The sequence below is a fragment of the Marinomonas sp. 15G6-16 genome (genome assembly GCF_055809555.1).
Genome location: NZ_CM147916.1, coordinates 2,850,882 through 2,865,405, shown reverse-complemented (window position 1 = coordinate 2,865,405; position 14,524 = coordinate 2,850,882). Strand labels below are relative to the sequence as shown.

16 protein-coding genes are annotated in these 14,524 nt (G+C 43.6%); 4 read left to right on the top strand and 12 right to left on the bottom strand.

Annotation, left to right across the window (positions count from 1 at the left end; all coding sequences use genetic code 11):
• Positions 1–54 precede the first annotated feature (54 nt).
• The gene (locus tag AC0L46_RS13720; RefSeq protein WP_414680203.1) at positions 55–258 is read right to left on the bottom strand and encodes a DUF4250 domain-containing protein; all 204 of its coding nucleotides are present in this window, start codon (positions 256–258) and stop codon (positions 55–57) included.
• Positions 259–558: 300 nt separating this feature from the next.
• Here AC0L46_RS13720 and AC0L46_RS13715 point away from each other — a divergent pair, with 300 nt between their 5' ends.
• Both AC0L46_RS13715 and AC0L46_RS13710 read left to right on the top strand, forming a co-directional pair.
• Positions 559–1,206 carry a TetR/AcrR family transcriptional regulator gene (locus AC0L46_RS13715; protein WP_473504362.1) on the top strand — a complete coding sequence of 216 codons (648 nt, stop codon included), beginning with the start codon at positions 559–561 and terminating at the stop codon, positions 1,204–1,206.
• A gap of 18 nt (positions 1,207–1,224) precedes the next feature.
• The gene (locus AC0L46_RS13710; RefSeq protein WP_414680205.1) at positions 1,225–2,187 is read left to right on the top strand and encodes an alpha/beta fold hydrolase; all 963 of its coding nucleotides are present in this window, start codon (positions 1,225–1,227) and stop codon (positions 2,185–2,187) included.
• A gap of 58 nt (positions 2,188–2,245) precedes the next feature.
• Here the strand turns inward: AC0L46_RS13710 and AC0L46_RS13705 are convergent, their stop codons facing one another.
• Together AC0L46_RS13705 and AC0L46_RS13700 are read right to left on the bottom strand one after the other, a co-directional pair.
• Positions 2,246–2,749, bottom strand: a complete 504-nt coding sequence (locus tag AC0L46_RS13705; protein WP_473504360.1) for a hypothetical protein — start codon at positions 2,747–2,749, stop codon at positions 2,246–2,248.
• Positions 2,750–2,822: 73 nt separating this feature from the next.
• On the bottom strand, positions 2,823–3,386 hold the full coding sequence (locus AC0L46_RS13700) for a TetR/AcrR family transcriptional regulator (RefSeq protein ID WP_473504358.1): 564 nt from the start codon (positions 3,384–3,386) through the stop codon (positions 2,823–2,825).
• Positions 3,387–3,555: 169 nt separating this feature from the next.
• Here AC0L46_RS13700 and AC0L46_RS13695 point away from each other — a divergent pair, with 169 nt between their 5' ends.
• Positions 3,556–4,563, top strand: a complete 1,008-nt coding sequence (locus AC0L46_RS13695; protein ID WP_473504356.1) for a LacI family DNA-binding transcriptional regulator — start codon at positions 3,556–3,558, stop codon at positions 4,561–4,563.
• Positions 4,564–4,586: 23 nt separating this feature from the next.
• On the opposite strand, the gene AC0L46_RS13690 is transcribed toward AC0L46_RS13695, so the two are convergent.
• From AC0L46_RS13690 to AC0L46_RS13665, 6 genes are all read right to left on the bottom strand, one after another.
• Positions 4,587–5,384 carry an inositol monophosphatase family protein gene (locus AC0L46_RS13690; protein ID WP_473504354.1) on the bottom strand — a complete coding sequence of 266 codons (798 nt, stop codon included), beginning with the start codon at positions 5,382–5,384 and terminating at the stop codon, positions 4,587–4,589.
• 3 nt (positions 5,385–5,387) lie between these two features.
• A complete protein-coding gene (locus AC0L46_RS13685) occupies positions 5,388–6,164 on the bottom strand; it encodes an MBL fold metallo-hydrolase (protein WP_473504352.1) in 777 nt (258 codons plus the stop codon).
• Positions 6,154–7,194: an ABC transporter ATP-binding protein gene (locus AC0L46_RS13680; RefSeq protein ID WP_473504350.1), complete on the bottom strand. Its 1,041-nt coding sequence runs from the start codon at positions 7,192–7,194 to the stop codon at positions 6,154–6,156. The genes AC0L46_RS13685 and AC0L46_RS13680 overlap by 11 nt, the downstream gene beginning before the upstream one ends.
• A 12-nt stretch (positions 7,195–7,206) precedes the next feature.
• Positions 7,207–8,019 carry a carbohydrate ABC transporter permease gene (locus tag AC0L46_RS13675; RefSeq protein WP_473504348.1) on the bottom strand — a complete coding sequence of 271 codons (813 nt, stop codon included), beginning with the start codon at positions 8,017–8,019 and terminating at the stop codon, positions 7,207–7,209.
• Positions 8,016–8,897 (bottom strand): carbohydrate ABC transporter permease, encoded by an 882-nt coding sequence (locus AC0L46_RS13670; RefSeq protein WP_473504346.1) that lies wholly within the window; start codon positions 8,895–8,897, stop codon positions 8,016–8,018. The genes AC0L46_RS13675 and AC0L46_RS13670 overlap by 4 nt, the downstream gene beginning before the upstream one ends.
• A 70-nt stretch (positions 8,898–8,967) precedes the next feature.
• A complete protein-coding gene (locus AC0L46_RS13665) occupies positions 8,968–10,188 on the bottom strand; it encodes an ABC transporter substrate-binding protein (RefSeq protein ID WP_473504344.1) in 1,221 nt (406 codons plus the stop codon).
• A gap of 543 nt (positions 10,189–10,731) precedes the next feature.
• On the opposite strand from AC0L46_RS13665, the gene AC0L46_RS13660 reads away from it, so the two are divergent.
• On the top strand, positions 10,732–11,985 hold the full coding sequence (locus AC0L46_RS13660; RefSeq protein WP_473504342.1) for a multidrug effflux MFS transporter: 1,254 nt from the start codon (positions 10,732–10,734) through the stop codon (positions 11,983–11,985).
• Between the two features lie 71 nt (positions 11,986–12,056).
• On the opposite strand, the gene AC0L46_RS13655 is transcribed toward AC0L46_RS13660, so the two are convergent.
• Genes AC0L46_RS13655 through AC0L46_RS13645 form a run of 3 tightly spaced genes read right to left on the bottom strand, consistent with a single transcriptional unit; the run spans position 12,057 to position 14,233 of the window.
• Entirely contained in the window at positions 12,057–12,530 is a 474-nt protein-coding gene (locus AC0L46_RS13655) for a hypothetical protein (RefSeq protein WP_473504340.1), read from the bottom strand.
• A gap of 13 nt (positions 12,531–12,543) precedes the next feature.
• Positions 12,544–13,059 (bottom strand): hypothetical protein, encoded by a 516-nt coding sequence (locus tag AC0L46_RS13650; protein WP_473504338.1) that lies wholly within the window; start codon positions 13,057–13,059, stop codon positions 12,544–12,546.
• 13 nt (positions 13,060–13,072) lie between these two features.
• On the bottom strand, positions 13,073–14,233 hold the full coding sequence (locus tag AC0L46_RS13645; protein ID WP_473504336.1) for a DUF6152 family protein: 1,161 nt from the start codon (positions 14,231–14,233) through the stop codon (positions 13,073–13,075).
• Positions 14,234–14,524: the final 291 nt, after the last annotated feature.

The following is a 14,524-nucleotide window of genomic DNA, read 5'->3' as shown; positions in this document are numbered from 1 at the left end:
TATAAAAGGCGGACTAGTGGCTGAAGACAATCTAAAATATGTCTGTTCCTGACTCTATTTTTCTGGATGATAAAAATGCTTATGCTCTTCATCATACACATACCCTTCTTTTTTCAGTCTCGCCACAAGCTGCCCCTTATCTACCTCAAAGCTTGAGCATAACGATTCAAGCGAGCCAAAGTCATTTCGTAGTTTCATATTTACGACACTCAATAAAATATTAACGTCCATTGTTTCTAAATTGTTTTTAGATAACATCTCACACCTATACATTGTTAATTATTAATGACTGTCCTGTCTATCACTTGCACTTCGTCTCTCTCACTAGAAAGACTTTAGTCACTCATTTTCTATTAATGTAATCAGCTATGGAAGCTGGCATTGCAATAGTTCGAACTCCAAAACCCACTTAGCACAATTTCGTATTGTCATTCCTTACACAATTTTTTGACTTAGCCCATTTATCTATTCGCACAATTTAAACTTATAGTTGACTCTAAAATTATTCGAAGATACATTAAACTTATAGCTGACTACAATTTTAAATGAGATGAAGCAATGAACAAACGCGCAACTAAAACAGCACAAAACAAACAAGCCATTCTCAAATGTTTATTACAAAGAATGCATAAAGAAGCATTTGAGAAAATTAAAATAAGTGACCTCTGCCTCGATACAAATATTTCTCAGGCAAGTTTTTACAACTACTTCCCACAGAAAAGTGACATTCTCGTTTATTACATTCAATTGTGGGTAGTTGATATGCACTGGCAAATTTTAACAAAACAAAAACTTGTAGGTTTAAGCGCTATCGATGCACTGTTCGATCTCACTGCGAAAATATGTGCTAATCAACCACAACTCATGGCAGAGATTCTTGTATTACAAGCCAAGGCTTCAAAAATCATCCATCTTCCACCATTAAACGAGGAAGATAAGCTAGTCGCCTACCCTAACTATCAGGGTATCGAAACGGTAATGACAGAAGACTTAACAACACTACTGTCCATCACTATCCAACAAGCCATTGAAAACCATGAACTTCCCAATAACAGTGATATAAAAACCTTAACTGTGTCTTTGGCAGCCACCTTTTTTTCCGTTTCAATAATGTTTCACAAAAATCCATTAGAGGAAATACAAGCCGCTTACAATCAACAACTCAGTCTATTTAAACATGGTGCAATCAATAAATTTTCTTCGTGATTCATATAGGGATTAAAAATGAATAAGCTATTAACAACGTTATTGATGGGCGTCAACTTAGTTGCCTGTGTCAAAATCCCCAAAACAGTCACTCATGACAACACCCTCTCTTTTACCAACATAAATAGCTACTCATTTCACACATTAATAAAAGGAAAAGATGAAAACCCAGTTGTTATTGTTGTTCATGGAGGGCCCGGTGGTGACTTTCAATACCTTAGATCCTTGAGCGCTTTAGCTGAGAACCATAAAGTGATTTTTTATGACCAACGAGGCAGTGGTTTATCTCCTAGAGTGAAGAAATCTCAACTGACAGTGGAGCAAAACCTTGATGACCTTAATGCTCTGGTCGATCATTTTTCTATGGGAAACCAAGTAAAGCTTATTGGTCATTCCTGGGGAGGAATGCTGGTTTCTGGTTATCTATCTACCCATCCAGAGAAAGTATCACATGCTGTGATTATTGAACCTGGAATGCTCTACCCTGAAGCCGCTCACGAATTTGTAAAAGTCATGAAAAGGACTCAATCTGTTGCTGATTTTTTTACTCTAATTAAACACATGAGTGTTTATCCGTTTGTAAAAAAACTAGATGGAGATGAAGGTTTTGACTATGTAATGACAAAAATACTCAATCAGAACAAACCGAATTCACCTTATCAGTGTCAAGGTCAATCCATGCCTAAAAACGCCTTTATTCGAGGTGGCTTTGAAGCCTTTAATACCATGCTCAAACCAATTATGAGTCATCCAGCACGCTTCACCCATGACTTAACCAATGGCCTATTAGATTATCAAGGCGAACTCATGATGATAAGTAGCGAATGCAGTGTATTTGGCTATGAATTTCAGCAGCAGTATCACCAACCTAAAATGCCAGCACAAACCGTGCATATTAAAGCTGAAAAAATGGGACATAACATGATAACGCTTAACCCCAAATGGAGTTTAGCCGTTATCACTCCCTTTTTGGCTAGATAATAACAAGGCCATCTAGGGTCGACATTTCATTTCATCAATCATAAATGATCTAACTAAATTAAGGATAAATACGAACGATGCCGCTTTTTCCTTCTATGTCACCGAGTATCCAGACTTTTTCAAATACATGAGGCTCTGGCATAGTAATAAGATGTTCTAAAGCTTTGATGTCTTCTTGCTTCCAAGCTGGGTGGGTATTGCGGATGACTAGCCAAACACGTTCTGTTTTATAACGTTTGCTCGACTTGTTTTCTAAAATGCGGTTTAAAGATTTAAGCAGTCGTTCATCGGCAGGTTCTTCTTTGAGCTGGGCTAATATTTGCTTGGTTTTCTCACTGAGATCTCGCCCTAACACTTCCATGGCTTCCTCTTCTGAGCCATACAGATGAGCAATTTCAATGTCCAAACGCTCACCTTCAAACAAGCAAGAAACATCTGGACGCATAGGATCGTTGTGCCAAATATGGCGAATGGGCTTGTTCGTATTACGCTCATAACAACGCATAAACAATTTGGCGGCGTCATGTTCTAACGCAATTTTCTCTTTTTCACTATGATGCATGATGGCTCCTCAAAAGTAATGAAACCGCTTTCACTCTCTATTAGGATCACCATAAAACTATCATTAAACCTTACTATTTGGTAGCAATCACCTTTTCGACAAGCAGAGTAAGCTGCTCTGAACTCATACTATTTTGGTTCAACAACACAGGCATTAATAGCGCCTCTTTACTGATGGCTTTCAACAAAAATAATGAGTCTTGCGACACATGACAGGCTTCAATCCAGCGCTTCAACATGGACTCTAACACCGTTTCAAATTGATCAAACAACGCAATCGTTGACGCTTCCAGTTTATGCTGTTCACCTAATAAAACCCGATACACAGCCAAACGTTCAGGTTTCTCAATCCAGACTTGCCAAAGACTTACCCAACCTTTTGTGAAGGTCGAATCATTACTTTCTTGTAAACGATGTAAGCAAGCATTCATGTCTTCCTTGGCACGCTCAATTAGAGACTCAAGCACAGTTTCCCACAAGACAAGTTTTGTTGGAAAATTACTGTAAACCGTCGGTTTTGATACCTCTGCTGCTAACACAACTTGGTCAATACTGGTGCTTTGATAACCTTGTTTAGAAAATAAACCACAAGCCGCATCAATAATATGTGCCTTTTTACTGGGTCTTCCTCTCGCCATCGTTTTATCTCTACTATCACTGTTTGTTATGGCTTTTATTCTAACCTATTGAGAATAGTGGACGTTTATTTTTTTATAATGCCTCATCAGCACCTTCCTCTAAAACTCAACACAATTCCCCTGTATGATGAGCAACAATCGTTTAAACATGATTTTTAATGTAGACATTATGAATAAAAAAATTACAGCATCCGATGTTGCCGCTCATGTTGGCGTATCACGTTCCGCCGTGTCCCGAGCCTTTACAGAGGGTGCCAGTGTTGCCCCAGAGAAAAGAGCCAAGATTATTGCCGCCGCGAAAGAGCTAGGCTATCAGCCCAATGTGTTTGCTCGTACCTTGAGCACACCATCCTCACGTAAGCGTTCTAACCTTGTGGCCATCCTGATTAGTGATTTTTCCAACCCTTACCAATCTTATTTATTTGAAGAGCTGTCCTCTGTTTTACAGGCCAACAACAAGCAGCCGATGCTGCTGAATGTGAAAGACGTCGACGATGTGGATGAACTGATTTTCCGTTTGTCTGGTTATCAGGTCGATGGAGTGATTGCGGTAATGGGTTCACTGCCCGCAGAGAAGTTTAACCAATGCCTTAAATTGGCTCTGCCTCTCATTACTCTTGGGCGGGCTGACAAACGCGGGCTTATTCCTTCCGTACAAACAGACAATATTAAAGCGGGCGAATTAGCCGCCCAGCACTTTATTGAGGCAGGCTTAACCAAGTTAGGTTTTCTCGCAGGTCGCGCCGATGGTGTGGCGTCCAATGAACGCTTCCAAGGATTTAACAACGCTCTTTTGGCACAAGGTCTAACGCCACCCGTGGTAATTGAAGCTGGCAAATACGGCTACAGTGCTGGCTTTGAAACAGGCCGACAGCAGGCAAATGAACTACTCAAATTGGAAGGTATTTTCTGTGCTTCTGATGCACTGGCAATGGGGCTGTTCGATTATTGTCGTGACCACACGGATCTCACCATACCTGAGCAATTCCGAATTATCGGCTGTGACAATGTGCCCCAAGGGGCGTGGGAAGGTTATCAACTCACCTCTGTAGCCCAGCCAGTGAAACAGATTGCCGACACTGTCATGGAACTACTCCAAGCCATGTGGGATGAAGAAGAAAATATCGCCGTAATGACCAAGCTAGAACCGACGCTGGTACGCCGACGAACAGCCTAGGCCTCATCATTAGGCATTACTTATTACTCATCATCCTGTTGCAACACATTTAAAGGCGATTGCAACGGCCACGCCCAAGCAGGGCCAGCCATGCGCTCTGTTAGGTGTAGGCTGACTTCTAGCCCCGCTTGTTCACACAATATTTGTGCAGCGGCCACATCCCAGATATTCACATTGCCAAGGTAACAACCGTCTAACTCTCCACTGGCCACTTGGGTTAGCGTCCAAGCCGCTGAACCAGATACGCGTATTTGATGCCCTTGATTGATTAACCATTGGCTGTGCGCCAGATACTTTTCAGCGATACCTTCTTGATAATTCAGATTAAGCCCGACAACCAACTCTTCTTTTGCCGTCTTACGTGGTTGTAACGGAACCGCTTGATCTGCCACCAATTCAAATGCCCCCACACCTCTGGCCCCATAAAACAATCGTCCATGTGCTGGCGCATAAATCACCCCCAAAGCTGGGCCAGCTTCATCGTACAAGGCAATGCTGACCACAAAATCCGCCTGTCCGTATAGGAAATTGGTGGTGCCATCAATCGGGTCCACCACCCAACACGGCAGCGCAAAGTCGCCACCCGTTTCTTCGCCCAACATATGATGCTGTGGGAACTCGCGTTGCAAAGCATCTCGGATGTATTGCTCCACAGATTTGTCCGCTTCGGACACCCAATCTTGATGACCTTTACTATCAATGGTGAGGGAGCTTCTTTTATTAAACCATTCCAGCGCAATCTCTCCAGCCTGTCGGGCGATGTCCAGAGTCGGCTCTAAAATGGCATTACTGACCTCAGAAAACGCTTGTTTAGTCGACATGATTTACTCCTTTATAGACAAAATGGCACTTTCTTTAGCCAAGGATATTCCCTCGATACCATCCGTTAATTCAGATAATGATGTTCGAACACTTGGGTCAATGTGATACACCCACCATTGGCTAGAAGGCTTACGCTCCAGTGGCTGAATATCCTCCCATGAACCGTGGCTGGGGTGATGTGTCAGCGTCTCACACTCAACAAACACACAGTCACTATTCGCCGCGAGCACTTCCCCTGCGGGAGAAAGCAAACCATCGCCAGAATAGAACAACTGAGCGCCCTGATCATTGGTCAGATGCAAACTCAAATTCGGCACAGCGTGGCGTGTCTTCGAGGTTTTCGCCTGCCACGGCCCTAAAGAGAAAGACCGCTCGCTGTCTTGCCTGTGTATGTCAAAACCTAAAGAGGACTTAGGCCAATAAGCAAAACTAATCAGTGGCTCAATCACAGCCCATTGGCTTTTGGGAGCAATGATCGTCAAAGGCTTATTGCGCTGTTTCGAGTCCATCCAATTCAGCAAGGTAGTCAACCCAAGGCAGTGATCTGGATGCGCATGAGTCAGGTAGATAAAATCTATCTGCTCCGCTACCATTTCCCGTGCAAAGAGCGCAGATGGCACGGTTGGGCCACAGTCGACTAATAAGTCCACTTCCCCTTCGCTGATCAACACACTGGCATTAGTGTGCTGGCTGTCATACGCATCACCACAGCCAATCACCTCTACCTGAAACGCTCTATCCGTATTGCACTTTCTATGCATTTCTTGCTTAGGCGGCATCGACTTCCCCAGCCACGTCAATACGTTGTTGCTTCTCATCAAAACAATGTAAAACAGATTTCGCCAAGTTCAATGGCAGCTTATCGCCCACCTGATAATCCGCTGTGCTTTCAACAATAAACGTCAGGCTATCTAACGTGCCGTAATAAAGCCTTGCGTGACCCAGCGGCTCAACAAGGGTAATCGTCATGTGGCAGTCAGCTGTGCTCTCATCAACCACCACTTGATTAGGTCGTATGCCAACGGTAGCAGCGCCATCAGGCAATAATGCATTTGGGCTAAACTGACTCAGCACTTGAGCGTCCATAAAGTTCATCACAGGCGAACCAATAAAAGACGCCACAAACTGATTTTGAGGTCGGTTATAAAGCGCTTCTGGTGAGCCAACCTGCTCTATTCGCCCCTTGTTCAGCACAACAATCTTATCCGCCAATGTCATGGCTTCCACCTGATCATGGGTCACATAAATCATGGTGGCATTAAGCTGCTGGTGCAGTTGCTTTAAGTAGAGTCTCATTTCACTGCGCAACTTAGCGTCTAGGTTTGATAACGGCTCATCAAACAAGAAAAGCTCTGGGTCACGGACAATAGCTCGGCCGATGGCAACGCGCTGTCTTTGTCCACCAGACAAGGCACCCGGTAAGCGTTTTAACAGTGGCGTAAGTTGCAGCTTCTCGGCGGTTTCGAGCACTTTCTCATCAATATCCGCTTGGCTGACACCTGCCATTTTCAGCGGGAACGCCATGTTTTTTTCTACCGACATATGCGGATAAAGGGCATAAGATTGAAACACCATCGCCACTTCCCGCTGTGATGGATGCACTTTATTTAACGCTTTTCCATTGAGTTCAATCATCCCTTTTGTGATGGATTCCAAGCCAGCAATCATGCGTAACAAAGTAGACTTACCACACCCAGAAGGACCGACAAATACCACAAAGTCCCCATCGTTCACCGCTAAGTTCACATCAGGAATAACGGTCGTTTCGCCATAGGCTTTGTGGATGTTTTGCAATACAAGTTTATTCATTGTCTTTGTTTCCTATTTGAGGCCCATAGAAAAACCGCGCAGCAAATAACGCTGCATGTAACCCGCTAATACCAACATTGGCAACGAGGAAATAATGCCCATGGCCATTAATTCTCCCCAAGCGGTGCCGTCTTCGGTCATGAAATTGGCGATAAAAAGCGGAATGGTGAAGTTGTTTGGTGTGTGCAGGAACAAGAGCGAATAGAGAAACTCATTCCAACCAAGAATCATGGCAAAAATCGACGTCGCCACTAAACCAGGCGCACAAAGTGGGAAAACAATATAACGTAAACGTTTCAATAAAAACGCCCCATCCATTGCCCCAGCCTCTTCAATTTCAAGTGGTATATCACGCACAAACCCCAACAACATCCAAATACAAAACGGCAAGGTATACACCTGATAGGCGAGTATCAAACCGAATTTCGTATTGAGCAGACCCAATTGGTTCATCAAAGAATACAGAGGGATGGCAACCACAATAGGCGGCATCATCTTGATGATCAGTACACCAAGTAAAAACACATTATCTAGCTTGGCTGGAAAGCGGTAACGCACTAAGGCATAGGCCGAAAAGAACGCAATGATGACAGAAACCGCTGTGGCTGAAAGAGAAATAATCAGCGTATTACCAATTAATCGCAGTAGATCCCCTTGCCACAAAGCCTGAAAAGAATGCAGGCTAAACTGCTGTGGGAAAAGGCTAGCACCCGCCGTTAAAATTTCACCGGGAGGTTTAAACGCCGTGCTGAACATCCAAATAATCGGCATGATAAACAAAGCAACAGCCAGCCAGACACTCGCTCTGTGAATATAAGTGTTCATTTTGCTCCCCCGTCATTTTTTTTGCCTATAACCTTACGTGCATAGAACAATGTCATGGTTAACGAGATGACTAACATCACCAGCGCAGACGCACTTGCCATGCCCAGATCAAAGAAACGGAAGCCGTATTTGTACACAAACATCGACAGGGTTTCGGTAGCATTACCCGGCCCTCCGCCTGTCATCACATAGACTTTATCGAACAGCTTGAAGGTGTCGATTGAGCGCAGTAAAAAAGCCAACATGACTTGTTTTTGAATCAATGGCAGAGTGATGTAAAAGAACGCTCGCCAGCCTTTTGCACCATCCACCATGGCCGCTTCACCAATGTCTTTTGGTACAGATTGCAAGCCTGCCAAGATGATTAAAAAGGCCATTGGTGTCCATTGCCATGTATCGACTAAAGCAATAGCAAGTAGCGCCAGATCAGGGTCAAACAGCCACTCTTGGGCAGGCAAACCGATAGAAGTAAGCACCGTATTTAACAGACCGTAATCGTAGTGATACCAAGAACGCCAAATAGAGGAACACACCAAGGTAGAAATCATCATGGGATAAATGATTACGGAAAGCGCATAACGACGACCACCAAACTGGCGATTAAACAACAACGCCAACCACAGACCCAAAAGCACTTGAGCAATAGACGCCACCAGCGTGAAAACAAAGGTGTTTTTGATCGCCGACACAAAAAAGAAATCGTCAAATAACAAGGCGAAGTTACTCAGCCCAACAAAGCGATAGCTTTTGTCAGCAAAATCCACCTCACCAAAAGCGTTATAAATAACAGACACAATCGGATACACCGTCAGCAAACCCAAGATAATCAGCGCCGGTGTCAGTAAGAGAGTCAGCTGTTTTCGATTTTCGAATAACATAATCAGATCCAATAAGAGAAGGCACTGCAAATTACTTGCAGTGCCGTAGATAGATCAGAAACTAGCTAGATCAAGGCTTCACAATGCGATTGATACGGCGTTGTGCTTGCTTCAATGCTTGCTCCGCTGATAACTGTCCAGTCATCGCCAATTGCAGATAATCACCTAACGTGCTTTCCACCTCAGCCCAGTTACGGATTCTTGGACGTGGGTTACCTGTCTCCAATGCGGCTGCTTGCTGTGGGTACCAGCGATATTTCGCTACCACGCCTTTGTCGTAGTAAGCACTCTTACGAGTTGGTGGAATTCCGAAATCGACAGCCAGTGTCTTCTGTATTTCACTGCTGGTCGCAAACTGTAAGAAACGCTCTGCTTCGGTTTTGTTTTTCGCATCCGCTGGAATAGCCAATTGCCAAATACCCAACATTGGCGATGGCAAACCCACTTCTGCTGGCGGTGCCATAATTTCCATATCACCCACCACTTTAGAAACCTCTGGGTTATCTAGGTTTGGCACCCATGCAGGCCACACTTCAATCGCCATTGCGGCTGTGCCTTTTTGCAAAGAGTCACGCACTTCGTCTGCGTTATACACATCCACACCTCGTGGCGCGTATTGCTTCATCGCCAAGAAGGTTTCCAAAGCTTGTTTTGCTTGAGGAGTATCCAGCGCCGCTTTGCCATTTTCATCAATGATGCTGGCACCGTGACCCCAAAGAATTGGCAGGAAGCCAGTCACGATTGGATTGCCTTTTACGCCACGGAACACAAGGCCATTTACATCACCAGATTGACTGATTTTCTTGGCCGAGTTCAGTACATCTGTCCATGTTTTTGGTTGGCTTAAACCCTGCTTTTTAAACTCCGCTTTATTCCAAGCGAACATCGCCACATTGCCCACCATCGGCAAAGCATAAGCTGGGCTGTTAGCATCTGGGTAACGGCCAATATCAAAAGGCGCTTTGATAAAGTCTTTGTCTTCTACTTTTTTAGAAAGCGGTGTTAGCCAGTTATTAGAAAGAAACTCCGTCGCCCAAGTATCGTCCATTAAGATGACGTCGTAGTTGCCTGTTTTTTCACGCATAGAAAGTACAACACTTTCATAAAGGCCTTTGCTTGGGCGCTTTACTAAAGTGATTTCAGCATCGGGATGAGACTTTTGATATTCATCCACAACGTATTGCATGGCTTGTCCATAGCCACTATCGCGACCCGCAATAGTAAGTTCGCCTGCTATTGCTCCAGCCGTCGAGGCAACAAGAGCCGCTGTCATAAGTGTTTGTCGAAACATTGAGTATTCCTCGTATTAGTTCGTCTAGTTTGCAGTCGATTGCACGCGCGTGCATTGAAACGTAATAGAGGTTAACTGGCCAACATGTCAGTTTCATGACTGATTAGTGATATTTTTCAAGGAAAAGATGTGTAAAGAAATGCCTACTCAGAATGACTCGCCTAGGGAAGGTGCGATTAAGTCTTTTGAAGTCTGAGAAACAGTCTATCAAGGCAAGTGTGAGTAGGAATGTGAATACCTTTGAGCTCTTTACTAAATTGAAATGGGACAACATAGCCTGCTTCTTGTGTCACCGTACTTATATTTACCACATCTATAATTTTCATAGCGACTATATTTAACCACAAGCTATTTTGGTTATATTCTTAAAATAACTCCGCTAGAGAGCATTGAGCCTTTCTCCATATTTCCCTCAACTCACTTCCTTATTTTGTGCACATTGAAACAAACTAATACAAAGTAAGCCTAAGTATAATGCGCGACATCAAGGGATTCGATTTTGCTCGCTATCCTTCATAAGGCTCATTCTAGTTTGGATATCATATGGAAAATGCTCACAACGACACGACCTCTTCTGGAATATCACCAACCGAGTTCACTATCCTAGTCGCATCATTAATGTCGATTGTTGCGATTTCAATTGATGCACTTCTGCCAGCTTTAGGCATCATTGGTTCTGACCTGAATGCCACAACAGCAAACCAACCGCAGCTACTCATTAGTATGCTGTTTCTTGGCATGGCATTAGGGCAATTAATTTGTGGTCCATTGTCTGACGCACTAGGACGACGTCCAATCTTATTTGGTGGTTTTGCTCTGTATATTGTTGGCACCGTCATTTGCTACAAAGCGAACTCCTTGGAAGTTTTAATGTTTGGCCGTTTCATTCAAGGGTTAGGTGTCGCAGGCCCTTATATTTCGGCTATTTCATTAGTTCGAGACTTGTTTCATGGCGCTCAAATGGCACGCATCATGTCATTGGTTATGATGATATTTGTCCTCGTACCGGCTTTTGCTCCGACCATTGGCCAAGGTATTTTATTCATTGCTGACTGGCGCAGTATTTTTGAATTCTACATGTTTTATGCGATTTTGATTGTTGTCTGGGTTGCCTTCCGATTAAAAGAAACCTTGCCCAAATCAAATCGAATCCCCTTTTCCAAAAAAGGCTTTTTAGATGGTTTTAAAGAAGTTCTAACCAATCGAATCACCGCCAGTTACACCGTTTGTATGGGCTTATTCTTTGGTAGCTTTATTGGCTATTTGAACTCTTCACAGCAAATTTTTCAGGTGCAATTTGAAACCGGCAATATGTTCTCAGTTTACTTTGGTTTATTGGCTTTGGTACTCGGCTTTTCCTCTTTAATGAACTCAAGAATTGTTGAGAAACACGGAGCGAAAATCATCGCGTTCAAAGCCATGACAGTCACTGTTTTAGCATCTCTGGTTTTCTTGATTCTGCATGCTTTTGTAGACATCAGCTTATGGATGTTCTTGATTTATGCGGCGGTGATTTTTTTCTGCTTTGGTCTGCTGTTCGGCAATGTTAACTCATTAGCCATGGAACCAATGGGACACGTTGCAGGCATTGCCTCTGCGGTCATCGGTTCTATATCTTCTCTTATGTCTATGGGCATCGGAACGCTTGTTGGTCAAATGTACAACAACACATTAGTCCCTATTTCAGGGAATTTTGTTCTGATGGGAGGCATTGCGCTAGGCATAATGTACTGGGCGGAAAAAGGACGTTTAACTGAAAGTTCTGACGAAACATCTAATGAAAACCCTGCAACATAAATAAAAATGGCGAAGCCGATACGCAACGGCTTCGCCAATTTGATTCAAAAAAGTCTCGTCTTGGGTGATTGTCACTCAACGTATGGAATCAAACGTCCAAAGACAATCACAGCAACCCAAAGAATAAGCGAGAATCCCGCAGCAAATTTCATATCTGCTGAGAACTTTTCAGTGTCGCTTCGTTTCTTCAATCGCCATGAAAAATACAAGGCGTTTAACAAGGCTAACAATATACACAGCATTTTTAGCTGAAATGATGGATTCTCGAAATATCTCTCTGGATCACCAAAGAGAAAGGCAATGCCTGTTGTTAGGTTGATAACGAAACCTGATATCGATACCAGAATAAACTTTTCAACGGCTGAAAATGGAACAGTAGAAGCGACGCCTAACGCTCGTAAATCTATCAATAATAAAGACCCAAACAGTAGGCACAAGCCGATGAAATGCAAGCTCTCTAATGTTGGCCAAACATAACTGTGATTCACAATATAGTGATTCAGCGCAGTATCACTCATCCACTGAACAATCGTTTGGATTTGCATAGTAAAAACCACCTTAAAAGATATACGCGATCAAGCGCCCTGCGACTAAAGCCGTTATCCAAATAACAATCACAAGTAACGCCAAGGCTTTCTGTTTTCCTATGCACCGCCCCACCGACATTCGCCCCAATGAGATCAAACCCTCCGGCATATTTCCTACTGAAATACGCTTTGTTCTTGTCAGGCCTTTCACTAAGTAATGAGTTCCCACTAAGCCTGCTGCGATAAAAATAATTTTTACCCGAAACGGCCAGCTTTCCCAAAGAGTAGTCGCGCTGCCGAAAAACAGCGCCGTACCGGAAGCAAGGTTAATCACAAAGCCTATTAACGCCAATTTCCAATAAACCAATAATCGCCGAGGAGACATGCCTTGACCAAGCCCCAACACTCGAAAACAAATCATCAACGCAAGTCCTACCAGCGTTCCCATGCCAATCGTGTGCAAGGTTAAGGCAATTGGGTATCCCCAAAGAGAAGTAGATACCCATTCACCAATGGGCGACATTTCAGCCCAGTTTAAAAAGTCCACAAGTCGACCTTACTTAGCGAACTTCAGTGGTTAAATCAGCGCAGTCATAAGGCTCATAATGCCCTTCCGTCAACTTCACTTCGTCCTTACCAGAGAAACTTCCTTCTATATACAAAGGGTCTTCTCCTGTGTACTCACGGTAAAGCGTCAAACCATCGTCACTCAGATAAAAACGTTCAACCATGTGCAATTGGTCGCTGTGCATCGCGGCACCTTGTTTTACTGGCGGCGCATGAATGTAACCTGGTTTAAAGCCAACCGTATCGACAACTAATACTTTGCCTTCCCAATGACCAATTGAATGACCTTCGCGAGTCAATTCTAGGTTTTCTGGGTGCTTATCCAAATCAAGATGAATGGTTCGAGTGATGTCCATGAAGCCATAAGAAAGCACAATATCCTCTTCCGTTTGCTCTATTTTGTTGACCAACTGATCGAAGGTCCAATCGTCAATAATATTCGTCGCTGTACAATGCAAACGAGGAGAGTTAGCAAAATCATAATCTGCCACAGCAACTTTGCCAGCTTCTGTCAGATTAAACTGCACACGACCTTCGCCCATTGGAGGACGATCGCCACGCGGTGGACGCTGTTCGCCATCCGCCAATTTTGGTGCGCCTTCTGGCGGTATTATTGGACGCTTACCTTCTGAATCACCCTCTGCACGACGAGGCGGCATCGGGCCCCGTTTAGGTCGCTCAGCCACCCAAGTACCATCAATATTCGGCGTACCATCAGCCAAAACAGTTTGTCTTGGTTGCTTCACAAGTTGTCCTGCTTTATCGAAAATCGAATTACGTTTAATGGTCACACCATCGTCAAAAGTAATCGTATGCACATAACAAGCGTTGTCTTCGCTGCGAGCTGGAGAGCCGACAACCTTAATATGCGTACCTTTCGCAAAAGTTCCCGATGTCCAACCAGCACGTTTTAATGTGCTACCGGTTCCTAATTCACAACGCCACTCATTAGACTCACCCTGCGCATCCAAAACATTAAAATAAATATAAGCATGGGGATTCACCAAACGACTCTTGGTCACAACACCTTCTACTTTGATGGTAACGGATTCATCAAATTGACCATTTACACCATGATGAGCATAAACATTACTCGTAAAAACACTGGCGCCAGCAAACAAAAAAAGCGCACTTTTATAAACAAACTGATTCATATCTATCCCTTTAAACACCGAAGGTTAATGTGGCCAGAATTTTATAGGAGAGGAAAAGCAAGCAACAAGAAAACAGCGGGTAAAGCTAGGTAAAATAAATGTGTGCAGAATATGGATGAATGGAAATAACAGAACATCAAATCTCATTATCTTACTCACTGGCGAGTCCGAGCGCGCAATATTTCTCTCTAACCTATTGCAATAAAACCTGATATATTCCCAAGCGCATTATGCATTTATCATTGGCTAATCACCTGATTACGGATGTTTTTTTAAAGTTCAACAACCCAA

Excerpts from the sequence above, each read along its gene's own strand:
- AC0L46_RS13720 (WP_414680203.1), bottom strand. The coding sequence starts at position 258 with ATGTTATCTAAAAACAATTTAGAAACAATGGACGTTAATATTTTATTG.
- AC0L46_RS13715 (WP_473504362.1), top strand. The coding sequence starts at position 559 with ATGAACAAACGCGCAACTAAAACAGCACAAAACAAACAAGCCATTCTC.
- AC0L46_RS13710 (WP_414680205.1), top strand. The coding sequence starts at position 1,225 with ATGAATAAGCTATTAACAACGTTATTGATGGGCGTCAACTTAGTTGCC.
- AC0L46_RS13705 (WP_473504360.1), bottom strand. The coding sequence starts at position 2,749 with ATGCATCATAGTGAAAAAGAGAAAATTGCGTTAGAACATGACGCCGCC.
- AC0L46_RS13700 (WP_473504358.1), bottom strand. The coding sequence starts at position 3,386 with ATGGCGAGAGGAAGACCCAGTAAAAAGGCACATATTATTGATGCGGCT.
- AC0L46_RS13695 (WP_473504356.1), top strand. The coding sequence starts at position 3,556 with ATGAATAAAAAAATTACAGCATCCGATGTTGCCGCTCATGTTGGCGTA.
- AC0L46_RS13690 (WP_473504354.1), bottom strand. The coding sequence starts at position 5,384 with ATGTCGACTAAACAAGCGTTTTCTGAGGTCAGTAATGCCATTTTAGAG.
- AC0L46_RS13685 (WP_473504352.1), bottom strand. The coding sequence starts at position 6,164 with ATGCCGCCTAAGCAAGAAATGCATAGAAAGTGCAATACGGATAGAGCG.
- AC0L46_RS13680 (WP_473504350.1), bottom strand. The coding sequence starts at position 7,194 with ATGAATAAACTTGTATTGCAAAACATCCACAAAGCCTATGGCGAAACG.
- AC0L46_RS13675 (WP_473504348.1), bottom strand. The coding sequence starts at position 8,019 with ATGAACACTTATATTCACAGAGCGAGTGTCTGGCTGGCTGTTGCTTTG.
- AC0L46_RS13670 (WP_473504346.1), bottom strand. The coding sequence starts at position 8,897 with ATGTTATTCGAAAATCGAAAACAGCTGACTCTCTTACTGACACCGGCG.
- AC0L46_RS13665 (WP_473504344.1), bottom strand. The coding sequence starts at position 10,188 with ATGTTTCGACAAACACTTATGACAGCGGCTCTTGTTGCCTCGACGGCT.
- AC0L46_RS13660 (WP_473504342.1), top strand. The coding sequence starts at position 10,732 with ATGGAAAATGCTCACAACGACACGACCTCTTCTGGAATATCACCAACC.
- AC0L46_RS13655 (WP_473504340.1), bottom strand. The coding sequence starts at position 12,530 with ATGCAAATCCAAACGATTGTTCAGTGGATGAGTGATACTGCGCTGAAT.
- AC0L46_RS13645 (WP_473504336.1), bottom strand. The coding sequence starts at position 14,233 with ATGAATCAGTTTGTTTATAAAAGTGCGCTTTTTTTGTTTGCTGGCGCC.